At 62.4% G+C, this 21,647-nt stretch carries 25 protein-coding genes and 2 rRNA genes; 7 read left to right on the forward strand and 20 right to left on the reverse strand.

The window, feature by feature from the left end; all coding sequences use genetic code 11:
* Window positions 1-41: 41 nt before the first annotated feature.
* From ACZ92H_RS27385 to ACZ92H_RS27395, 3 genes are all read right to left on the reverse strand, one after another.
* Entirely contained in the window at window positions 42-233 is a 192-nt protein-coding gene (locus ACZ92H_RS27385; RefSeq protein ID WP_086139848.1) for a YqaE/Pmp3 family membrane protein, read from the reverse strand.
* Between the two features lie 94 nt (window positions 234-327).
* Entirely contained in the window at window positions 328-1,203 is an 876-nt protein-coding gene (locus ACZ92H_RS27390) for an alpha/beta fold hydrolase (RefSeq protein WP_465051735.1), read from the reverse strand.
* Window positions 1,204-1,224: 21 nt separating this feature from the next.
* Complete coding sequence (locus ACZ92H_RS27395; protein ID WP_131376704.1) at window positions 1,225-2,118, reverse strand: LysR family transcriptional regulator; 894 nt, start codon at window positions 2,116-2,118, stop codon at window positions 1,225-1,227.
* 124 nt (window positions 2,119-2,242) lie between these two features.
* On the opposite strand from ACZ92H_RS27395, the gene ACZ92H_RS27400 reads away from it, so the two are divergent.
* Window positions 2,243-2,986, forward strand: a complete 744-nt coding sequence (locus tag ACZ92H_RS27400) for a sulfite exporter TauE/SafE family protein (RefSeq protein ID WP_465051736.1) — start codon at window positions 2,243-2,245, stop codon at window positions 2,984-2,986.
* The gene (locus tag ACZ92H_RS27405; RefSeq protein WP_465051745.1) at window positions 2,986-3,246 is read left to right on the forward strand and encodes a GNAT family N-acetyltransferase; all 261 of its coding nucleotides are present in this window, start codon (window positions 2,986-2,988) and stop codon (window positions 3,244-3,246) included. Before ACZ92H_RS27400 ends, ACZ92H_RS27405 begins: the two co-directional genes overlap by 1 nt.
* Here the strand turns inward: ACZ92H_RS27405 and ACZ92H_RS27410 are convergent.
* Window positions 3,182-3,559, reverse strand: coding sequence for a low molecular weight protein tyrosine phosphatase family protein (locus tag ACZ92H_RS27410; RefSeq protein ID WP_465051737.1), 378 nt, complete (start codon window positions 3,557-3,559; stop codon window positions 3,182-3,184). The two genes, ACZ92H_RS27405 and ACZ92H_RS27410, sit on opposite strands and share 65 nt — an antisense overlap.
* The gene (gene pyrE, locus ACZ92H_RS27415; protein ID WP_131376716.1) at window positions 3,522-4,184 is read right to left on the reverse strand and encodes an orotate phosphoribosyltransferase; all 663 of its coding nucleotides are present in this window, start codon (window positions 4,182-4,184) and stop codon (window positions 3,522-3,524) included. Before pyrE ends, ACZ92H_RS27410 begins: the two co-directional genes overlap by 38 nt.
* Before the next feature lie 120 nt (window positions 4,185-4,304).
* Between pyrE and ACZ92H_RS27420 the strand changes: the two genes are divergently transcribed.
* Complete coding sequence (locus tag ACZ92H_RS27420; protein ID WP_131376719.1) at window positions 4,305-5,081, forward strand: exodeoxyribonuclease III; 777 nt, start codon at window positions 4,305-4,307, stop codon at window positions 5,079-5,081.
* Here the strand turns inward: ACZ92H_RS27420 and ACZ92H_RS27425 are convergent.
* The 13 genes from ACZ92H_RS27425 to ACZ92H_RS27485 form a co-directional block, all read right to left on the reverse strand.
* Complete coding sequence (locus ACZ92H_RS27425) at window positions 5,078-5,983, reverse strand: pseudouridine synthase (RefSeq protein WP_465051738.1); 906 nt, start codon at window positions 5,981-5,983, stop codon at window positions 5,078-5,080. The genes ACZ92H_RS27420 and ACZ92H_RS27425 overlap by 4 nt on opposite strands.
* Window position 5,984: 1 nt before the next feature.
* Window positions 5,985-6,887: a M48 family metallopeptidase gene (locus ACZ92H_RS27430; RefSeq protein WP_465051739.1), complete on the reverse strand. Its 903-nt coding sequence runs from the start codon at window positions 6,885-6,887 to the stop codon at window positions 5,985-5,987.
* The gene (locus ACZ92H_RS27435; RefSeq protein WP_465051740.1) at window positions 6,868-8,127 is read right to left on the reverse strand and encodes an AmpG family muropeptide MFS transporter; all 1,260 of its coding nucleotides are present in this window, start codon (window positions 8,125-8,127) and stop codon (window positions 6,868-6,870) included. The genes ACZ92H_RS27430 and ACZ92H_RS27435 overlap by 20 nt, the downstream gene beginning before the upstream one ends.
* Window positions 8,127-8,738, reverse strand: coding sequence for a methionine biosynthesis protein MetW (gene metW, locus ACZ92H_RS27440; protein ID WP_131376732.1), 612 nt, complete (start codon window positions 8,736-8,738; stop codon window positions 8,127-8,129). Before metW ends, ACZ92H_RS27435 begins: the two co-directional genes overlap by 1 nt.
* On the reverse strand, window positions 8,735-9,934 hold the full coding sequence (gene metX / locus ACZ92H_RS27445; protein ID WP_131376735.1) for a homoserine O-succinyltransferase MetX: 1,200 nt from the start codon (window positions 9,932-9,934) through the stop codon (window positions 8,735-8,737). The genes metW and metX overlap by 4 nt, the downstream gene beginning before the upstream one ends.
* A gap of 135 nt (window positions 9,935-10,069) precedes the next feature.
* Window positions 10,070-11,812 (reverse strand): phosphoenolpyruvate--protein phosphotransferase, encoded by a 1,743-nt coding sequence (gene ptsP, locus ACZ92H_RS27450; protein WP_131376738.1) that lies wholly within the window; start codon window positions 11,810-11,812, stop codon window positions 10,070-10,072.
* A 44-nt stretch (window positions 11,813-11,856) separates the two neighbouring features.
* Window positions 11,857-12,126: an HPr family phosphocarrier protein gene (locus ACZ92H_RS27455; protein WP_092803603.1), complete on the reverse strand. Its 270-nt coding sequence runs from the start codon at window positions 12,124-12,126 to the stop codon at window positions 11,857-11,859.
* Window positions 12,127-12,219: 93 nt separating this feature from the next.
* A complete protein-coding gene (locus tag ACZ92H_RS27460; protein ID WP_131376741.1) occupies window positions 12,220-12,624 on the reverse strand; it encodes a PTS sugar transporter subunit IIA in 405 nt (134 codons plus the stop codon).
* 35 nt (window positions 12,625-12,659) lie between these two features.
* Complete coding sequence (gene gshB / locus ACZ92H_RS27465; protein WP_131376744.1) at window positions 12,660-13,616, reverse strand: glutathione synthase; 957 nt, start codon at window positions 13,614-13,616, stop codon at window positions 12,660-12,662.
* Between the two features lie 94 nt (window positions 13,617-13,710).
* Window positions 13,711-15,009, reverse strand: a complete 1,299-nt coding sequence (gene gshA / locus ACZ92H_RS27470) for a glutamate--cysteine ligase (protein WP_092803594.1) — start codon at window positions 15,007-15,009, stop codon at window positions 13,711-13,713.
* Between the two features lie 214 nt (window positions 15,010-15,223).
* A complete protein-coding gene (locus tag ACZ92H_RS27475) occupies window positions 15,224-16,777 on the reverse strand; it encodes an ammonium transporter (RefSeq protein ID WP_131376747.1) in 1,554 nt (517 codons plus the stop codon).
* An 11-nt stretch (window positions 16,778-16,788) separates the two neighbouring features.
* Window positions 16,789-17,127, reverse strand: a complete 339-nt coding sequence (locus ACZ92H_RS27480) for a P-II family nitrogen regulator (protein ID WP_010393464.1) — start codon at window positions 17,125-17,127, stop codon at window positions 16,789-16,791.
* A gap of 11 nt (window positions 17,128-17,138) precedes the next feature.
* A complete protein-coding gene (locus ACZ92H_RS27485; protein ID WP_131376750.1) occupies window positions 17,139-17,909 on the reverse strand; it encodes a TorF family putative porin in 771 nt (256 codons plus the stop codon).
* A gap of 268 nt (window positions 17,910-18,177) precedes the next feature.
* On the opposite strand from ACZ92H_RS27485, the gene ACZ92H_RS27490 reads away from it, so the two are divergent.
* The 4 genes from ACZ92H_RS27490 (at window position 18,178) to ACZ92H_RS27505 (ending at window position 21,203) form a co-directional block, all read left to right on the forward strand.
* Entirely contained in the window at window positions 18,178-18,426 is a 249-nt protein-coding gene (locus ACZ92H_RS27490; RefSeq protein WP_131376753.1) for an accessory factor UbiK family protein, read from the forward strand.
* A gap of 111 nt (window positions 18,427-18,537) precedes the next feature.
* On the forward strand, window positions 18,538-20,058 hold the full coding sequence (locus ACZ92H_RS27495) for a YifB family Mg chelatase-like AAA ATPase (protein ID WP_465051741.1): 1,521 nt from the start codon (window positions 18,538-18,540) through the stop codon (window positions 20,056-20,058).
* Window positions 20,059-20,123: 65 nt separating this feature from the next.
* A complete protein-coding gene (locus tag ACZ92H_RS27500) occupies window positions 20,124-20,669 on the forward strand; it encodes a hypothetical protein (RefSeq protein ID WP_465051742.1) in 546 nt (181 codons plus the stop codon).
* A 189-nt stretch (window positions 20,670-20,858) separates the two neighbouring features.
* Window positions 20,859-21,203 carry a DUF1840 domain-containing protein gene (locus ACZ92H_RS27505; protein ID WP_131376762.1) on the forward strand — a complete coding sequence of 115 codons (345 nt, stop codon included), beginning with the start codon at window positions 20,859-20,861 and terminating at the stop codon, window positions 21,201-21,203.
* Between the two features lie 61 nt (window positions 21,204-21,264).
* Here the strand turns inward: ACZ92H_RS27505 and rrf (ACZ92H_RS27510) are convergent.
* A 5S ribosomal RNA gene (rrf, locus tag ACZ92H_RS27510) occupies window positions 21,265-21,377 on the reverse strand.
* A 182-nt stretch (window positions 21,378-21,559) separates the two neighbouring features.
* Window positions 21,560-21,647, reverse strand: a 5S ribosomal RNA gene (rrf, locus tag ACZ92H_RS27515); the annotation flags it as partial.

The raw sequence follows: 21,647 nt of genomic DNA on the forward strand, positions 1-21,647 counted from the left end.
TGCAGCTTAGGCCGGGCTTAGATTCAGTACCTGGCGCGCCATCAGCGCCGGCGCATGGCGTCGGCGATCTTCTGGTCCGTCTTGTACTGGCTCAGGGCATAGACGGCCCAGATCGTGGCCGGCAGCCAGCCGATCACGGTGATTTGCAGGATCAGGCAAATGATGCCGGCAATCGGACGGCCGATCGTGAAAAAGGTCAGCCATGGGAGTATCAGGGCAATCAGCAGGCGCATCTTTATTTCCTTCAGTATTCCCCTGTGCCGCGGGGACCGGGCCGGCATGCGGCGGCAGTGAATAGTTAAACAGATTATAACGATATCTGGCGCTTCAAGCCGCAGTTGACGCCAGCAGTTTTTCCATCCACGCCAGGATGGCGGCGAAGATGGCATCGCGGTTCACTTCATTGAAGTTCTCGTGGTAGTTGGCCGGATAAAAATGGTATTCCAGCAGGCCTTCGGGCACTCTGCGCAGCATGCTTTCCGTGGCGCGGCTATTGGCCAGCTTGTCGTCGCCCGCCACCACGGCGAACAGGGGGAAGCGCCAGCCGGCCAAGCCGCCCGCCAGTTCCTTTTGCGCCGACAGCAAGGCATGCGCAAAGCGCACTGTCGCCTCGCTGGCGCGGATGCCATCGCGCTCGTCCTGGAAATGGCGCGCCGTGATGGCCGCGTCGTGCGTGAGCAGCATGGTCAGATTCCCCAGCGGGACTTTCATCGTGGGGAATCGCCGCGCCAGCCAGCCGGACAGCATCTGCATCAGCTTGGGCACGGGAATCGCATTCACGTAGTACGGCGACGAGATGACAAAGCCCTTGATGGCCGGGTCGCCCGCGAAACGCCGCAGTCCCAGGTGCGTGGCGATCAAGCCGCCCATCGAGTGCCCCATGACGAAAATCGGCACGCCCGGATACGCGGCCTTGACCCAGGCCAGGAACAGCTCCTCGTCGTCGAGAAAGGCGTCGAATGAAGGAATATCGACCCTGCGCTTGCCATCGTGGCCCACCATGTCGAAGCTGACGGTGGCGATGCCGTGCTGGCGGAAGTACAGCGCCGGCGTGACGTAGTCGCCCGCATGCGCCATGCCGCCGTGGATCGCCAGAATCACGGCGCGCGGCGGCTGTGGCACTGCCGGCTGCCAGATATGGATGGGCCGTTCGACCCCGTCGCTGCACCGCAGGCTGGCCATCTTGTCTTCTGAAAAACGCATCGCTGCTCCTGTCATGCCCTGTCACGCCTTCAGATGATCGATCAACTGGCGCGCATACAGGGGTAATTCACTGAACTGGCGCACGCAGATGGTGAGATTGCGTACCGACCAGGGATCGGATAATTCCATGCAGCGCAGCGCCATCGTCTGCTGGCAGCGGCTCGCCGCCGCCAGCGGCACCACGCTGACACCCACGCCGCTGGCCACCATGCGGCACACGGCATCGAAGCTGCGCAGGCGCACGCGCACTTTCAGGGGACGGCCCAGGCGCGCCGCGTGCATGCCCAGGTACTGCTGCATCGCGCTGTCGTCTGCCAGGCCGATAAAATCGTGATCGAGCACGCTGGCAAAATCGACGACGCCATCCTGCCCCAGCGCGCGGTGGTGCACGCCATCCGCCGCCGCGATCACCACCAGCCGGTCGGGACGGAACAAGAACGTCTGCAAGCCGCGCATGTCCACCGAATCGGAGACGATGCCCATGTCGGCCAGCCCTTCCGACACTGCCTTGACGATATCGTAACTGAGGCGCTCTTCCAGGTCGATGGTCAGGTTCGGATGGCGGTCGAGGAAAGCGCCCAGCGCCTCGGGCAGGAATTCGCTGAGCGCCGCCGTATTGCACAGCAGTCGCAGCTGCCCTTTCAAGCCGCGGGCAAATTCGCCCAGCTCCCCGCGCATTTTCTCCATTTGCAGGGAAACGAGGCGCGCGTGATGCAGCAGCGTCTGGCCCACCGGCGTGGGCTCCACGCCGCGCCTTCCACGCAACAGCAACGGCATGCCCAGCATGTCCTCCATGCCGCGCACGCGCGCACTGCTTGAGGCCAGCGCCAGATGGCTGCGCGCGGCACCGGCCGTCAGGCTGCCCGCCTCCACCACATTCACAAACAGCTGCAAGTCGACCAGATCAAAGCGCATGGCGCCCTCCTTTGCTCCATCTTACCAGCCTTCGTATTTTACAGAGGCTGACTCTGGATAATCCACCTTGGCGAAAGCGTGCGCGGCGCGCAAAATCGCAGCAAAATCACTGTGGGATTAAAAAATGGAAACCTCGTTTTTATTGGCCGTCGGCGCCAGCTTCATCGCCGCTGGCTTCGTCAAGGGCGTAGTGGGCCTGGGACTGCCGACCGTGGCCATGGGCACGCTCAGCCTCGTCATGGCGCCCGTGCAGGCGGCGGCCCTGCTGATCGTGCCGTCGATGGTGACGAATGTGTGGCAGCTGGCTGCCGGCCCCGGCCTGCGCGCCCTGCTGCGGCGCCTGTGGCCCATGCTGGCCGCCGTCCTGGCCGGCACCCTGGCGGGCGGCGCATTGCTGCCGCAGGACAGCGGCGCCTGGGCCGTCGTCGCGCTGGGCGTGGCGCTGATGCTGTATGCGCTGGCCGGCCTGTTTTCGCTGCAGCTGCGCGTGCCCGCCCGCCACGAATCCTGGCTCGGTCCCGTGGTGGGCGCGGCGACGGGCCTGGTGACGGCCGCCACGGGCGTGTTCGTGATCCCCGCCGTGCCGTACCTGCAGGGCCTGGGCCTGGCGCGCGACGCCCTGATTCAGGCGCTGGGCCTGGCGTTTACCGTCTCGACGGTGGCGCTGGCGGCCAGCCTGGCCGTGCACGGCGACTTCAGCCTCGGCGCGGCCGGCGCGTCTGCATACGCGCTGCTGCCGGCCCTGGCCGGCATGCTGGCCGGCCAATGGCTGCGCGGGCGCATCTCGCAGCAGGTCTTCAAGCGGTGTTTTTTTGTCGGGCTGTTCGCCCTGGGCCTGCATGCGGCGGTCAAGCCATGGCTGGGATGATGCAGATAGACTGGTGCGGCGAGCACGCCCTGTGCGCCTGCATCGACGGGCAGCAGGTGGCCATGCTCGATTTCAGCCCCTGCGGCGGCGAAGCCACGCTCAACATGCTGTTCGTGAAACCGCCATTTCGCCATCGCGGCGTGGCCAGGGCATTGATGCGCGAAATCCTGCGGCGCTATGCGCAGGTGCGCTGGGTTAATCGAGGCCGAGAATGGACGCGACCGACAGTTCGAGCTGCTCGACCAGCTCCGGCTGCATGAATTGATACGCGTCGGGGATGTCGAGCACGTGGATGGTCTTGTGCTCAAGCAGGCGGCCAAACTGCGCGCGCAGGCGCGACTTGTGCTTCTCTTCCATCACGAAAATCACCGCGCACCAGGCTAGGTCATTCGCATTGACGGGATGGCGCGCGTTCGGACTGGTACCGCCCGAACGCACGGACAGGGCGGGATGGCGGCGCCATACCCGCTCCGCCGTGGGACTGCGCCACTGGTTGCGGCTGCAAACGAAGAGGACGTTCAAGCGCGCGTGAACATCAGATGCCGTAGCGCGTGCGATACGCGGAAACGGCATCCTTGTGCTGCTGCAGTTCCGGATCGGCGCCGGCGCCGTTCAGGTAGCCGAACAGGTCGTCCAGGTTGCCGATCGAGATGACGGGAATGCCATACTGTTTCGACACTTCCTGCACCGCCGAACTGGGCGACAGCTGGCCGTCCGGGCCGGAGCGCTCCATGCGGTCCAGGGCGATCAGCACGGCGCATGGCTCGGCGCCGGCGGCGCGGATCATGTCCACCGATTCGCGCACCGACGTGCCGGCCGAGATCACATCGTCAATGATGACAACCTTGCCATGCAGCTTGGCGCCGACGATGGTGCCGCCTTCGCCGTGGTCCTTGGCTTCCTTGCGGTTGAAGGCGAACGAAGTGTTGCGGCCCTTGCCGGCCAGCGCCACAGCGGTGGCCGACGCCAGGGTGATGCCCTTGTAGGCGGGGCCGAACAGCATGTCGAATTCCACGCCCGAGTCGAGCAGGGTCTGCGCATAGAACTGCGCCAGCTCGGCCAGGGTGGCGCCGTCATGGAACAGGCCCGCATTGAAGAAGTACGGCGACTGGCGCCCGGCCTTGGTGGTGAACTCGCCGAACCGCAAGACTCCCTTGGATACTGAAAACGCGATAAACTGCTGGCGTAAATTATTCACATTAGCCTCATTTTTTAAAAGTGCCTGTATTTTAATCCGCGCGCAGCGGCGAGACAATCGCCATGCCGCGCCCGCCGGCCCCGTCCAGCGCCGCTGGCGCTCACCATTGACTCTCGACCTATGCCAAAAATTATCTCCGCCAACCTGAACGGCATCCGTTCCGCCGCCAAAAAAGGCTTTTTCAACTGGATGGGCACGCAAACGGCCGATTTCATCTGCGTGCAGGAATTGAAGGCGCAACTGCCCGACATGACGCCCGAATTCCTCAATCCGCACGGCTACCATGGCCATTTCCACTACGCCGAGAAAAAGGGCTATTCGGGCACGGGCGTGTACAGCAAGGTGGAACCGGACGCCGTGCATATCGGCTTCGGCAGCCCGGAATTCGACGCCGAAGGCCGCTACGTGCGCTGTGATTTTGGCAAGCTGTCCGTCATTTCCGTGTACTGCCCGTCCGGTTCGTCCGGCCCGGAACGCCAGGAAGCCAAGTTCCGCTTCATGGAACTGTTCCTGCCGCACCTGCTGGAGCTGAAGGCGCTGGGCCGCGAAGTGGTCATCTGCGGCGACTGGAACATCGCCCACCACGAAATCGACCTGAAGAACTGGAAGGGCAACAAGAAGAATTCCGGCTTCCTGCCCGAGGAACGCGCATGGCTGACGCGCGTCTTCGACGAAGTGGGCTTCGTCGACGTGCACCGTGGCCTGGACAAGCGCGAAGACCAGTACACCTGGTGGAGCAACCGCGGGCAAGCCTACGCCAAGAACGTGGGCTGGCGCATCGACTACCACGTCGCCACGCCAGGCATCGCGGCCCAGGCGCATACCGTCAGCGTCTACAAGGACGAGCGCTTTTCCGACCACGCGCCCTTGATCATCGATTACACGCTCAAGGCTTAAGCCCCCAGGCTGCGCCGGCTTTCAAACCGGCGCGCCGCGCCGCTCAACGGGTCCGTGAAATCGATGGCGCGCGCCAGCAGCTGCAAGGGCTGCGACATGTCGTCTTCCTTGCACGGCAGCGCCACGGGATAAAACGCATCGTTGACGATGGGGATGCCCAGGGCGGCCAGGTGCACGCGCAGCTGGTGCTTGCGGCCGGTGTGCGGATGCAGGCGGTACAGATTGAACTCGCCGCGCCGCTCGATCACGTCGATGACGGTTTCCGAATTCGCCTCGCCCGCTTCTTCGCGCATGAGGAAGAACTGCCCGCCCTCGACCATGCGGCTGCGATAGGTGAACGGAAAATCGCGCTCCGCCAATGCCGGCGCCAGCGCCTCGTAGGTCTTGCGCACTTCGCGGCGCTGGAACAGCGACTGGTAGGCGCCGCGGCTGGCCACCTGGCGCGAAAAAATCACCACGCCGGCCGTCTCGCGGTCGAGACGGTGGATCGGCGTGAGCTCGGCGCAGTCCAGGTTTTTCTTCAGGCGCGTCAGCAGGGTCTCCTGCACGAAGCGCCCGCCCGGCGTCATGGGCAAAAAATGCGGCTTGTCGACCACCACCAGGTGCTCGTCCTGGAACAGGATGGCTTCCTGGAAGGGGATCGGCGTCTCGCGCTCCAGCTCGCGGTAGTAAAAGATGCGCATGCCGCGCCGGTACGCGCTGTCCGGCCCCAGCACGGCACCCTCGCCACTGACTACCTCGCCGCGCGCCATGCGGTCCCGCCATTGCGCGGCGCTGATCTGCGGATAGCGCGCAACGAGGAAGGCGAGCATGCCGGGCCACTGCCCCTCCGGCAGCCACAGGTAGCTGGGCGCCACGCCGTCGCGCATGGGCAATGGGGCTGCGCCGTGACGCTTGGCCATCCTAGCGCGACGCGACGGCGTTGCTGCGGTATGGCGGCAAGGCATCGACGCTGACGCCCTTGCTGCGCGCGTACAGCGGCAGCACTTGCGCCATGTGGCTGTTCATCTGCGAGATGCGGTCCTTGCCCGACGGGTGCGTCGAAAGGAATTCCGGCGGCGCGCCCTTGCTCACGGCGGCCATCTTCTGCCACAGCACCACGCCGGCGCGCGGATCGAAGCCGGCGCGGGCGGCCAGGTCCATGCCGATCAGGTCCGCCTCGCGCTCGTCGTCGCGCGAAAACTTCAGCATCACGCCCTGCGCCGCCATGTTGGTGGCGGTGCTGGTGATGTTCGGGTCGACGCCCAGCCAGGCCGACAGGCCGGCGCCCACCAGCTTCGAGCCGACGGCCGCCAGGTTGCCCTTGCCCGCCTGCGCCTGCGAGTGTTCGCGCAGCGCGTGCGAGATTTCATGGCCCATGACGACGGCCACTTCATCGTCGGTCAGGTTCAGCTTGGTGATGATGCCGCTGTAAAAAGCGATCTGCCCGCCCGGCATGCAAAAGGCGTTGACCTGGTCGGAATTGAGCAGGTTGATCTGCCAGTTCCAGCTGGCCGCCGCCTCGTTCCAGCGCGTGGCAAACGGGATGATGCGCTGGGCGATGGCGCGCAGGCGCTTCACCTGCGGGTCGCTGTCCGGCACCAGCGCATTTTTTTCCTTCGCTTCGTTCACCAGCTGCGTGTATTGCTGCTTCGATTGTTCATTGAAATCGACGCCGCCGGCGAAGATGCGCGAGGTCGACAGCGGACGCACCTTGATGCCATCCTGGACCGTCGCCTGCTGGGAGAAAGCCGGCAGCGGCGCCAGCGCCGTGGCCGCGCACAGGCTGGCCAGGACGGCGTAATGTTTAAGGGATACTGGTGCCATTGGCAGACCTCCATGGAGCGATTTTAGGCAGCATCATCATGGCCGGGAAGGCCAGGAAGAAGCACACGATGAAAAAGGAAAACCAGCCCAGCTCCGCGACCAGGAAGCCCACCGAGGCATTGATCAGGGTGCGCGGCACGGCACTCAGGCTGGAAAACAGGGCATATTGCGTGGCCGTGTAGCGCGGGTCCGTGCTGCGCGACAGGAAGGCGACAAAGGCGGCCGCGCCCAGGCCCAGGCTGGCGAACGCTTCAAAGCCGATCACGGCGCTGAGCAGCATGGTATTCGGTCCCACCTGCGCCAGCCAGGCAAAGCCGAGAATGGCGATGGCCTGCAGCGCGCCAAAAACCCACAGACCCCGGTTGATGCCCAGCTTGAGCATCCACACGCCGCCCACCACGCCGCCGGCCAGGCTGGCCCAGAACCCCGTGGTGTTGGCGGCCAGGCCGATCTGCGTCATGGAAAAACCCAGGTCCAGATAGAACTTCGTCGCCAGCGCCGTGGCCATGCTGTCGCCGATTTTGTAGAGTAATACGAAGGCGAGTATCCACATTGCGTTGCGCCAACCATCGCGCGCGATGAATTCCTGGAAAGGCAAGATGATGGCTTCGCGCATGGTCTTCGGCGGCGAACCATACACGGCGGGTTCCCGGATCAGCAGGGTGCAGACGAGGCCCGGCAGCATGAAGGCGGCCGTGATCCAGAACACGGGCTGCCACGGCATGCGGTCGGCCAGGATCAGCGACAGCGCGCCCGGCACCATGCCCGCCACTTTATAGGCGTTGACGATGACGGCCGCGCCCAGTCCCTGTTCGTTATCGCTGAGGATTTCACGCCGGTAGGCGTCGATGACGATGTCCTGGCTGGCGGACAGAAAAGCCACGCCGCCGGCCGCCGCCGCGATGAGGCCGATCTGCGTGAGCGGATCGAGCATGCCCATGGCGCCGATGGAAAAGAACAGCGCCGCCTGCGTGAGCGCCATCCAGCCGCGCCGCCGTCCCAGTCCCAGGATGCTGTAGCGGTCCATCAGCGGCGCCCACAGGAATTTCCAGATGTACGGGAACTGCACCAGCGCGAACAGCCCCAGCGCCTTGACGTTCAGGCCCGACTTGGCCAGCCATGCCTGCAGCAGGTACAGCAGGATGAACAGGGGCAGGCCGGAGCTGAAACCCAGCACCAGCACGGCCAGCATGCGGCCGTTGGCATAGGCACGCCAGCCTGGCGCCGGGCTTGTCTTCATCAATGCACCGCTTTTTTACGCAGGCGGAAGACGGCCAGGTCGCCGCGCAGGTTCGGCAGCACGGAAACCATCCTGCCTTCGGCCAGGGCCACGCATTCGATCACTTCCAGGCCGCATTCCTCGGCCAGTTCGCGGAAGTCGTTGATGGTAGCGCAGCGCACGTTGGGCGTGTCATACCACTGGTAGGGCAGCGATTTCGACACGGGCATGCGGCCTTTCAGCAGCGCCACGCGGTGCGGCCAGTAGGCGAAGTTGGGAAACGAGACGATGGCTTCGGCACCCACGCGCACGATGTCGCGCAACAGCGGCTCGACCTGCTTCATCATCTGCAGCGACGACAGGCACAGCACCGTGTCGAAGCTGTTGTCGCCAAAAATCGCCAGGCCTTTTTCCATGTCCTGCTGGATCACGTTGACGCCGCGCTGGGTACTCGCCAGCACTTTGTCGTCGGCGATCTCGATGCCATAGCCGCTGCATTCCTTGTCGCTTTGCAGGTACTGCAACATCACGCCATCGCCGCAGCCCACGTCCAGCACATGCGCGTTGTCCGCTACCCAGTGGGCAATGAAAGCCAGGTCGGGGCGCAGCGCGCTCAATTCTTCAAACGTCATGCGATCTCCTTGGCGCCCTGGCGGGCTGCGGTGTGCTGTACTGCGGCGGGCGCACCCGCGGCGATGTCGTTCCATACCTGGCCGTAGTAGGCGCGCACCATGTTCATGTAGCGCGGATCTTCCAGCAAAAAGGCGTCGTGGCCGTGCGGCGCGTCGATTTCCGCGTACGTGACCTGGCGGCGGTTGCACACCAGCGCTTCGACGATTTCGCGGCTGCGCTCGGGCGAAAAGCGCCAGTCGGTGGAAAACGAGGCGAGGAAAAACTTGGCTTTCGTGCCCGACAAGGCCTTCGCCAGGTCGCCGCCATGCGCGCGCGCCGGGTCGAAATAATCGAGCGCCTTGGTGATCAACAGATACGTGTTGGCGTCGAAGTATTCGGAAAACTTGTCGCCCTGGTAGCGCAGGTACGATTCGATTTCGAAGTCGATGCCGAAGCCGAATTTGTAGTCGCCCGTCTGCGCCGCGTCGCGCAGCTTGCGGCCGAATTTCTCGGCCATGTCGTCGTTCGACAGATACGTGATGTGGCCCACCATGCGCGCCACGCGCAGGCCGTTCTTCGGCACCACGCCGTGGGCATAGAAGTCGCCGCCACGGTAGTCGGGGTCCGACAGGATGGCCTGGCGCGCCACGTCGTTGAAGGCGATGTTCTGCGCCGACAGCTTGGCCGTCGAGGCGATCACCACGCAGTGGCGCAACCGCTCGGGGAACATGATGCTCCACGCCAGCGCCTGCATGCCGCCCAAAGACCCGCCCATCACGGCGGCGAACTGGGCGATGCCCAGCTCGTTGGCCAGGCGCGCCTGCGCGCTGACCCAGTCTTCCACCGTGACGACGGGGAAGCTGGCGCCGTACGGCTTGCCGGTGGCGGGATTGGTGTGCATCGGGCCTGTCGAGCCGAAGCAGGAGCCCAGGTTGTTGACGCCGATGACGAAGAATTTGTTGGTGTCGAGCGGCTTGCCGGGACCGACCATATTGTCCCACCAGCCCGTGCTCTTCGGTTCGTCCGCGTAGACGCCGGCCACGTGGTGCGAGGCGTTCAGGGCGTGGCAGACCAGCACCGCGTTCGATTTGTCGGCGTTCAGGGTGCCGTAGGTTTCATACATCAACATATAGTCCTGCAGCGAGGCGCCGCTTTGCAGCTGCAGGGGTTCCGCAAAATACATGGTTTGCGGCGAAACGATTCCAATGGATGACATGTGTGTCGGTTTATAAAAGGGGGGCGGCCCCACGGGCCATGGTCGATGCAGCACCGCGATGATAGGTGCTGCAACTTTAGCATCAGGACACCTCTTGCCGCGCGCGGGGTGTCCTGATGCCGATAAGGTGACAGTTTACATGAGCTGCAGTTGCTGGACAGCTTCCGCGATCACATTTGGCTCCATGGAGCGCATAATTTTGCGCATTTGTGGCGCGATCAGCCCCAGGTCGCTGTTGAGGATCTCTTGCTTGACCGCCAACAGTTGCGCCGGATGCATGGAAAACTCGCGCAAGCCCATGCCCAGCAGCAGGCGCGTGAGCTTCACGTCGCCCGCCATCTCGCCGCAGACGGCCACGTCGATGCCCGCCTTGTGGCCGGCCGCGATCGTCATGGAAATCAATTGCAGCACGGCCGGATGCAGCGGATTGTACAAATGCGCCACTTCATAATCGACGCGGTCGATGGCCAGGGTGTACTGGATCAAGTCGTTCGTGCCGATGGAGAGGAAATCCATGCGCTTGACGAACATGGGCAGCGCCAGCGCCGCGGCCGGGATTTCGATCATGGCGCCCACTTCGACCTCGTCGTCGAACTTGACGCCCTCCTCGCGCAGGCTGGCCTTGGCTTGCGCGATCATGGCCAGCGACTGGTCGATCTCGAACGCATGCGCCAGCATGGGAATCAGGATGCGCACCTTGCCAAAGGCGGAAGCGCGCAGGATGGCGCGCAACTGCGTCAGGAACAATTGCGGTTCGGCCAGGCAGTAGCGGATGGCGCGCAAGCCCAGGGCGGGATTGAGAGCCGTATGGTCGGACTGGTCGAGCGGCTTGTCGGCGCCGATGTCCAAGGTGCGGATCGTCACCACCCTGCCCTTCATCGATTGCACCGTGTTGCGGTAGGCCTCGAACTGCTCGTCCTCAGTGGGAATCTTGTGCGCACGGCCCATGAACAGGAATTCGGAGCGGAAAAGGCCCACGCCGCTGGCGCCCGATTCCAGGGCGAACGGGCAATCCTCGGGCAGTTCGATATTCGCCAGCAAGGTGATGGGCGTGCCGCACTTGGTGACGGCCGGCGTCTTTTTCAGCTTGCCCAGCTTTTTGCGGGCGCGCTGCATGGCCGTCTGGCGCTCGCGGTACTGTTCCAGCACCAGGGCGCTGGGGTTGGCGATGACCACGCCCGCGTCGCCATCGATGATCAGCCAGTCATCCTGGTCGATCAGCATCGAGGCCTGCGACATGCCGACGGCGGCGGGGATGTCCAGGCTGCGCGCGACGATGGCCGTGTGCGAGTTCTGCCCGCCGACGTCGGTGATGAAGCCGATGAAGGAGCGGTCGCGGAACTGCAGCATGTCGGCCGGCGAGATGTCGTGCGCGACGACAATCATCTGCGCCATCAGTTCGTCTTCGGCGGCGGCCTTGGGCAGCAGCTGCTCCGTGCCCAGCAGGACTTTCAGCACGCGTTCGGCCACCTGCTGGATGTCGGCCTTGCGCTCGCGTAAATACGGGTCTTCGATTTCGTCGAACTGGGCCGACAATTCATCGATCTGCGTGAGCAGCGCCCATTCGGCGTTGTAGTGGCGCTTGCGGATGATGTCGAGCGGCGCTTCGGAAATCATCGGGTCGGACAGGATCAGCGCGTGCACGTCGATGAAGGCGCCCAGCTCCGTGGGCGCATCCTTGGGCAGCTCGTTCCACAGGGTTTGCAGTTCCTTGTGAACGGTGGCGATGGCGCTTTGCAGGCGCTGGACTTCCGCTTCGATCTGTTCCTGGGCGACCAGGTAATGTTTGACGTCAAGGGCGGCCGGCGCCAGCAGATGCGCGCGGCCAATGGCGATGCCGCGGGAAACCGGGATGCCGTGGAGCGTGAAGGATGCCATGGGTTGACCTGTCGGAATGCGGCTGCGGCTGCGTTCGGCGGGCATTACTCGCCTTCGCCAAACCTGTCATTAATCAGGGCGGTGAGCGCATCGACGCATGCCTGCTCATCATCGCCGTCTGCTTCCAGGGTCACTTTCGCGCCCTTGCCGGCGGCCAGCATCATGACGCCCATGATGGACTTGGCATTGATGCGGCGCGCGTTGCGGGTCAGCCAGACGTCGCTCTTGAACTTGGCGGCCAACTGGGTAAATTTGGCGGAAGCGCGTGCGTGCAGTCCCAGCTTGTTGATGATTTCGAGTTCTTTTTGAATCATTTTTATATAGTCTTTATCCCTGAATGCACTGCGCTGATGACAATCTTGGCCTATTAACACCCGCCGCCTCCCGGGCGGCGGCCCTGCACTATCCTACTCTCCCACGCGAATGCGGTTATCCACGCGCACGGCGCCGCTCTGCGCGCCGGCCAGCGCCATCTCCACCACCACGTCGAGCGAATCGCGGCGGTACGTGATGGCGCGCAGCAGCATCGGCAGGCTGATGCCGGCGATGACTTCCACGCGTCCCGCATCGGCCAGCTTGTTGCAGCAGTTCGACGGCGTCCCGCCCTTCACGTCCGTGATGACCAGCACGCCGGAACCGTCGTCGAGGCGGCAGATGGCTTCCGATGCGAGCTTTTGCACTTCGGCCAGGTCCTGGTCGGCGACGACATCAATGGCTTCAAACCGTTCCGTTGGCCCGCGAAACACATGCGCGCAGGCGGCGATGAAGGCCTGCCCCAGCGGTGCGTGTGTCATGAGCAAAATCCCTACCATATGCATTTCACCTTGTGATGGTTGCTGATCGCCGCTTAACGCTGCTGCGTCTGCGCAACGCCATGCTCGACGGCGTCGATAAACATGGCGGCCACGTCAAAACCGGTCTGCTGCATGATTTCTTGGAAGCAAGTCGGGCTGGTGACGTTGACTTCCGTCAGGTAGTCGCCGATCACGTCCAATCCTACCAGCATCAGGCCGCGCGCGGCGAGGATCGGACCCAGCTTTTCAGCGATTTCCAGGTCGCGCGCCGTCAAGGGTTGCGCCACGCCCGTGCCGCCGGCGGCCAGGTTGCCCCGTACTTCGCCCGCCTGCGGGATGCGCGCCAGCGAAAACGGCACCGGCTTGCCGCCGATGACGAGGATGCGCTTGTCGCCCTTGACGATGTCGGCGATAAACCGCTGCGCCATGATGGTTTGCGCGCCGTTCTCCGTCAGTGTCTCGATGATGGCGCCCAGGTTCAGGCCATCGGCCTTGACGCGGAAGATGCCCGTGCCGCCCATGCCGTCGAGCGGCTTGAAGATGACGTCCTGGTGCTTGGCGTGGAAGGCGCGCAGGCGCGCTTCGTTCGACGTCACCAGGGTCGGCGACGTGAATTCGGAAAACTGCGCGATGGCCAGCTTTTCATTATTGTCGCGGATGGCGGACGGCTTGTTGAAGACGCAGGCGCCCTGCTTTTCCGCCAGCTCCAGCAGATACGTGCCGTACACGTACTCCATGTCGAATGGCGGGTCCTTGCGCTCGATGATGGCGTCCAGGGTCGACAGGCGCACTTCTTCCGTGGAGACGACCTTGTACCAGTCGTGTTCGTCGCCCGTCAGCTCGATGTGCTTGACCTGCGCCGTGACGATGCCTTCTTCCAATGCCATGTCCTTCTGCTCGAAGGCGTACACGGCATGGCCGCGTTTGGCCGCCTCGCGCATCATGGCGAAGGTGGAATCTTTGTAAGTCTTGAAGCCTGCCAGCGGGTCGGCGAGGAATGCAATTTTCATGAGTCGGTCCAATCGGGGTGCCTGGGGAATGCCTGATTCTAGCCGAGATCGCCAGGCGGGGTTTCCACCACGCCCGGCCAGCCTCGTTGATGGCTCAATACACCTCGGGATTCGGGTCCGTGCGCTCCATTTCCAGCGACGCGGCCAGCAAGGCCAGGCGCGCCACCACGCCGTACACATAGAAGCGGTTCGGCGCGGCAGTGCCCGGCTTGGCCTTCAAGTCAGGCACGGCATGCTGCTGGGCAAATGCCAGCGGCACGTACTGCGAGCCGGGCGCGTTCAGGTTCTGGTCCACGCCCCGTTCCGCGTGCACGCGGTAGAAGCCGCCCACTACATAGCGGTCGATCATGTAGACGACGGGCTCGGCCACGGCATCCTTGATGCTTTCAAAGGTCGGCACGCCTTCCTGGATGATCACGTCCGTGACCACTTTGCCGTCCTTGACGATGGACATCTTGTCGCGCTGCTTGCGCGACAGGTCGCGCACTTCGCTGGCGTCGCGCACCGTCATGATGCCCGTGCCATACGTGCCCGCATCGGGCTTGACGATGACGAAGGGCTTTTCCTTGATGCCGTATTCCTTGTATTTCTTGCGTATCTTGGCCAGCAACACGTCGACGCTGGCGGCCAGCGCATCCTCGCCCTCACCTTCCTGGAAATTGACATCGCTGCACTTGGCGTGGAAGGGGTTGAGCATCCACGGATCGACATCGATCATCTTGCCGAATTTCTTCACCACTTCATCGTAGGCCGTGTAGTGGTTGCTCTTGCGGCGCAAGGCCCAGCCCGCGTGCAAGGGCGGCAGCAGGCTTTGCTCGTGGATGTTTTGCAAGATGTCGGGGATACCGTCCGACAAGTCGTTATTCAGCAGGATCGTGCACGGATCGAAATCCTTCAAGCCCAGGCGGCGGCCATTGTTCAGGCGCACGAGGGGCTCGATGACGAGCATGTTGCCATCCGGCAAAGCCAACGGTGTCGGCTGGGTGATCTCGGGCGACCACGAGCCGAAGCGCACGTGCAGCCCCGTCTGGCGGAAGATCTGCATCAGGCGCGCCACGTTCTGCAGATACTGCGGCGTGGTGTTGTGCAGTTCCGGCACGATCAGCAGGTTGCGGGCATCCGGACAATACTTGTCGATGGCGGCCATGGCCGCCTGCACGGACAGGGGCAGCATTTCCGTGGCCAGGTTATGAAAGCCGCCAGGGAACAGATTGGTATCGACGGGCGCCAGCTTGTAGCCCGCATTGCGCAAGTCTACCGAGCAATAGAAGGGCGGCGTGTGCTCTTGCCACTCCATGCGAAACCAGCGCTCAATGGCCGGCGTCGCGGCCAGAATCTTTTTTTCGAGGTCGAGCAGCGGTCCGGTCAGGGCCGTGACGAGATGGGGAACCATAGTTACATCCTTAAATTATGTGCAGTATTCAAAAAAGCACACAGAACTGCTGACTATATTACCGTGTAAGTACCCCAAATCGGGGCAAAAGCCTTGTTTTAAAGACCTTTTCCATTCCCATAACGAAAAAAAGGCACCTCGATGAGGCGCCTTTTCAAGCAAAACAACGCTGGCATGGGGCGCCGGAGGCGTCGCCATGCCATAAAATTAACACTTAGCCGTGGTAGGCCTGCTCGCCGTGGCTGGTGATATCCAGGCCTTCGCGCTCTTCTTCTTCCGGTACGCGCAGGCCGATGACGATGTCGACCAGCTTATAGGCGATGACGGACACCACGGCCGACCAGATGATGGTGGTGCCGACCGCTTGCGCCTGGACCCACACTTGATGGCCGATGGAGTACGGGTCCGCCGACATCTTGTTGGTGACATAGTCGAAGATGCCCTGGCCGCCCAGTTGTGGCGCGGCAAACACGCCCGTCAGCAAGGCACCCAGGATGCCGCCCACGCCGTGCACGCCGAACACATCGAGCGAATCGTCGGCGCCGATCAGGCGTTTCAGGCCATTCACGCCCCACAGGCAGACGATACCGGCCAGCAAGCCGATGACCAGGCCACCCATCGGACCGACGAAACCGGCTGCCGGGGTGATCGCCACCAGGCCGGCCACGGCACCGGAGGCACCGCCCAGCATGGAAGGCTTGCCCTTGGTAATCCATTCGCCAAACACCCACGACAGGGTGGCGGCGGCCGTGGCCAGCATGGTGTTGACGAACGCCAGGGCGGCAACGTCGCCCGCTTCCATCGAGGAACCGGCATTGAAACCGAACCAGCCCACCCACAGCAGGGAAGCGCCGATCATGGTCATCGTCAGCGAATGCGGTGCCATCGATTCACGGCCGTAGCCGACGCGCTTGCCAATCATGATGGCGCCGACCAGGCCGGCGATAGCGGCATTGATGTGCACCACGGTGCCGCCGGCGAAGTCCAGCGCGCCTTTTTGCCAGATCCAGCCCGCTTTCAGGGCTTCGCTGGTGGCCGTTGCCGCGTCGGTGATGGCGTCAGGACCGGTCCAGAACCAGACCATGTGGGCCGCCGGCAGGTAGGCAAACGTGAACCACAGCACGATGAAGGCCAGCACGGCGGAAAACTTGGCGCGCTCGGCAAAGGCGCCAACGATCAGCGAGCAGGTAATCGCGGCAAACGTGCCCTGGAAGGCGACAAACACGAACTCGGGAATGACGACGCCCTTGCTGAAGGTGGCGGCGGCGGCAAACGTGCCTTTCACCGGATCCCAGATGCCATTCAGGAACAGGCGGTCAAAGCCACCGAAGAAGGCGGTTTTTTCCGTGAAGGCCACCGAGTAGCCGTAGATACACCACAGCACGACCACCAGGGAAAACACCATGAACACTTGCATCAGGACCGACAGCATGTTCTTGGAACGTACCAGGCCGCCGTAGAACAGGGCCAGGCCGGGGATCGTCATCAGGATGACCAGCACGGTGCAGATCATCATGAAACTGGTGTCGCCCTTGTTGGCGACGGGCGCGGCCGCTGGCGCCGGAGCGGCTGCGGGTGCTGGCGTTGCTGCGGCAGGCGCGGCGGCCGGTGCGGCGGCGTCAGGCGCAGGTGTCACGGCGGGTGTGGCAACGGCCGTCGTCGCTGCGGCGTCCGGCTTGGCCGGGGCATCGGCAAAACTGGGGGCGGCAACGCCCAACGCGCACAGACAGGCAAACCCAGCTAGCAATTTTGTTATATTTTTACGCATCAATATTCCCCTTAGAGCGCTTCGTTGCCGGTTTCACCGGTACGGATGCGGATGACTTGTTCCAGGTTGTACACAAAAATCTTGCCATCGCCGATTTTACCGGTACGCGCGGCGCCTTCGATCGCTTCGATGGCCTGGTCGACGATGGCATCATCGACGGCCGCTTCAATTTTGGTTTTTGGCAGGAAATCGACGACATACTCGGCGCCACGGTACAGTTCCGTGTGGCCTTTCTGACGACCGAAACCTTTGACCTCGGTGACGGTAATCCCTTGCACATTGATAGCCGACAGGGCTTCGCGCACTTCGTCCAGTTTGAACGGTTTAATGATTGCAGTAATCATTTTCATGGCAGTCTCGCTTAAAAGGTTTTGGAAACAGTCAATACGAGGCCGAGCTTCGCCAGATTCTTGCCGTTGGGCGCCAGCGACGTGATGTCGGCGCGGACGGCAGCCAGCGACACAGTAGCGATGCCCGGGAAATCCTTGGTCACGCCCAATTTGTAGTCGTAATAGCTGAGTGAATCATTGTGCTTCACGCTCTGGTGGCCAATGTGCAGGTTGAACGTGTAGTCGTCGTACAGCGGTACATTCAGGCCGGCGTCGATGTAACCGCTGTTCTTGCTGTCGGCCACGCCGAACAGATTGGTCGTCGAATGCGAATATTTGATGTAGGCAGGGCCGAAACCGACCTGACCGTACAGCTCGAAAGTATTGGCATTCGTGCTCAAGCCATTCGAGGGGTAGAAGTAGTACAAACCGCCGACATCGTAAGTGATCCCCGGTGCGAATTCGCCCCGCTTGCCGCCGTAGACATCCCATTCCAGGTTCGTGTCGCCGCCGCCATCCTTGATCCATTTAATGCTCGACAGCCACGTCCCCACATACAGGCCGGTGGGATTGTGGGTATAGTCGGCACCGCCGCTGATGGCTGGATTCAAGCGGCTTTGCGACAGGCCACGGTAGCGGTAGTCACTGGTCAGCGCCACGTTATAGCTCACCACATTATCGGGTACCGCTTCGGCTGCAGCAGGCGCGGCCACCGTATCCTGGGCCAGGGCGCTACCGCTCAAGGCGGCCAGGGCCAGTGTCAACGCTGCAGCTAAAGTCATGTTCTTGGACAGATTCTTCATGGCGATTCCCTTTTATTGAACTTTTAAAGCGGTTGAGGTTTAAAATCTTGTCTGGAGATCACAAAGCGTTCATAGCTTCTTTAGCAGAATACGTGCCAGCTCTCTTGCCACCTTGACAGGTGCATTTCCGTCCATACATACCCTGCAAGCCCCTGGACATGCGGCAAGGAACTGCTGGAGAGCTGTAACTGCCCAGATTCGCACCAGATTAACGCCGCTGTGCACCGCAATGGTGCGATGCACAGGCTGCACCATAAAAGGACTTACCATGGACATGAATACCTTCTTTAACGATTTGCAAGGCAAGATCCACCAAGCCATCGAAAACTCGCCCGCCAAGGATATCGAGAAGAACGTCAAATCGATGATGACCCAGGGCTTTGCCCGCCTGGACCTGGTCACGCGCGAAGAATTCGATATCCAGGCACAAGTGCTGGCCAAGACGCGCGCCAAGCTCGATGCACTGGAGTTGCGCCTGATCGAGCTGGAAGCGCGCCTGAACGAACCTAAAGCGTAAGGCTAGACGGGCAAGGCGCGGTTATCGGCGGCCTTGCTGGCCTGGCGCAAAGCCCGGGCGCATCCACTGGCTAGACTGAAGCTGCCCGCGCCCGCGGTGCAGGGGATACTCATGAGCCTGGCAGTCCTGAAAAGCCGCGCGCTGGCCGGCATGGAGGCGCCCGAGGTCAATGTCGAAGTGCACCTTGCCAACGGCTTGCCCTCGTTTACCATCGTCGGCCTGCCGGATACGGAAGTGAAGGAATCGCGCGACCGTGTCCGTGCCGCGCTGCAAAACTGCGGCTTCGAGATGCCGGCGCGGCGCATCACCGTCAACCTGGCGCCGGCGGATCTGCCCAAGGAATCGGGCCGTTTCGACCTGCCGATCGCACTGGGCATCCTGGCGGCCTCGGGCCAGTTGGCAGGCGACCAATTGCATCGCTATGAATTTGCGGGAGAACTATCGCTGTCGGGACAGCTGCGGCCCATCCGCGGCGCGCTGGCCATGACGTTTGCCATGCAACGCGGCAGGACGGGCGCACCGCGCGCCTTCATCCTGCCGCAGGCGAACGCCGACGAGGCGGCGCTGGTCAGCGATGCCAGCATCTACCCGGCACACACCTTGCTCGAAGTGTGCGCGCATTTTGCCGCGCCCGCCGGCCAGACCGCCCTGCAACGGCACCCGCCAAGCTTTCCATCGTCCATCTTTACTTATCCCGACTTTGCCGACGTACAGGGGCAACAGCAGACGCGGCGCGCACTGGAAGTCGCGGCGGCGGGCGGCCATAACGTCTTGATGGTGGGTCCGCCTGGCGCCGGCAAGACCATGCTGGCCAGCCGTTTTCCCGGCGTGCTGCCACCGATGAGCGAGGAAGAAGCCCTGGAATCGGCTGCCGTGCATTCGCTGGGCGGTCATTTCAAGGTGGAACACTGGAAACGGCGCCCCTACCGTGCGCCCCATCAGACAGCCTCCGGCGTGGCCCTGGTGGGTGGCGGCCATGTGCCGCGGCCCGGTGAAATTTCGCTGGCCCACTGCGGCGTGCTCTTTCTCGATGAAATCGCCGAATTCGACCGCAAGGTACTCGATGTCTTGCGCCAGCCGATGGAGTCTGGCGTCATCTGCATATCGCGGGCGGCTCGCCAAGCCGAGTTTCCCGCCCGTTTCCAGCTGATTGCCGCCATGAATCCTTGCCCCTGCGGCTACCTGGGCCACGTGTCGGGCCGCTGCCGCTGTACACCGGATGCCGTGCGGCGCTATCACGGCCGCCTCTCCGGTCCCTTGCTCGACCGTATCGACTTGCAGATCGAGGTGGCAGCCATGCCGCCCACGGCGCTGGGCCGGCAAGCGGCCGCAGGCGAAGCCAGCGAGCATGTCGCCGCGCGGGTCGCGGCCGCCTTTGCCTTGCAGCTGGCGCGTCAGGGCAAGGCAAACCAGCGCCTGAACAATACGGAACTCGAGCAGCATTGCCGACTGGAAGCCCAAGGCGAGCGACTCTTGCACGGTGCCATGCTGCGCATGCACTGGTCGGCACGCACGTATCACCGGATTCTGCGCGTGGCCCGCAGCATCGCCGACCTGGCTGGCAGCCCCGCCATCACGCCAGCGCATCTTGCTGAAGCAATTCAATACCGGCGCGTGCTGCAAGAAATATAGATGCATCTGCGCCGCCTCACGCGTGCGCGATTGCGCAGGGCGGGCAGCGCTGCTACCATCTCCTGATGAAAAAAACATCACTTGCCGTCCTCTTGAGCATGCTGGTGGCAGCCAGCGTACTGTCCGCCTGCAGCCCGAAATTCGACTGGCGCGACTATCGCAGCCCCGATGCCCAGTTCACGGCCCTGTTTCCAGGCAAACCGTCCGTGCTGACGCGCGACATCGATCTCGATGGCAGGAAAGTCAGCCTGACCATGACGGCCAGTGAAGTCGACGGCAGCACTTTCGCCATCGGCAATGCCACCCTCGATAGCGCTGAACAGGCCCAAGCGGCGCTGCCGGCCATGAAGACTGCCCTACTGAAAAATATCAATGGCAAGGTGCGTAGTGAAACAACGGCCGCTGCGGCCAGCAGCAGCGCGGCCGGTACGCGCCAACGCAGCACCCTCAGCATCGAGGCGACGGGAACGCAGCAGGGCAAGCCCGTCTTGCTGGTGGGGCGTTTCGTGGCACAGGATAAACACATCGCCCAGATCATCATCCTCGGAGAGGAAAGCAAGCTGTCGCGGGAGACCATCGATACCTTCATCGATTCCGTGAAACTGGATTGAGTCTTAACGACCGCTTAAATGGCGACTTTCGGCGACTTTCGTGTGCGGCGGGCTCTTGTAAATGGGTGCGCTGTCCAACAGATAAGAGCATCCAGCCTGCACGCATGCACGTTGGCAATCGGACGGCCTGTGTAAATTTTCAAGTCGTGATATTGTTTCGACACCAACAACAAGTTTCAGAAAGTTCATATGTTGATCTCATTCAAATCCAAATCCTCCCCTGAAGTGCTGATGTACCAGGAACATGCCCAGCGTATTCTCGACATCCTGCACAAGAACCCGACACGCGGCGTCATCACTGCAGCGGAAGCGGGTGAAGCCCTGGCTTTGCTGGAAAAGGAAGTGGCGGAAAGCAAACGGCATCCGGAAAACGATATCGAACACGACGCGCATACGCCGGAAACGCTGGAAGACGGGGAATCGGGTGAACATGCGCGCGCGCAAAAAGTGCATCTGTCGCAACGCGCCTACCCGTTGATGGAAATGCTGCGTTCGGCCAAGGCCGAAGGCGAGAGCATCATCTGGGGCGTGTAGTCCGATGAAGGCAGCAGACGAAAAAAAACCCCGCACCTAGCGGGGTTTTTTTATATTACAAGCCTGACGATAACCTACTTTCACACTGGTTGCAGCACTATCATCGGCGCAAAGTTGTTTCACGGTCCTGTTCGGGATGGGAAGGGGTGGGACCAACTTGCTATGGTCATCAGGCATAACTTTTTCAACAGCCTGCTCCCGACGGGGCAGCAAACCATCTGATCTGAGGAGGCGAATTATATAGGATTTTGCCTGGCGATGGTGAATAAAAGCAGGGCTTTTATGGCGACAAGACCGCCAGACGAAAAAAAACCCGCCAATTGCTTGACGGGTTTTTCTCTTACTGCGAATAACAAGCCTGACGATAACCTACTTTCACACTGGTTGCAGCACTATCATCGGCGCAAAGTTGTTTCACGGTCCTGTTCGGGATGGGAAGGGGTG

The sequence above is a fragment of the Janthinobacterium foliorum genome (assembly GCF_978021625.1).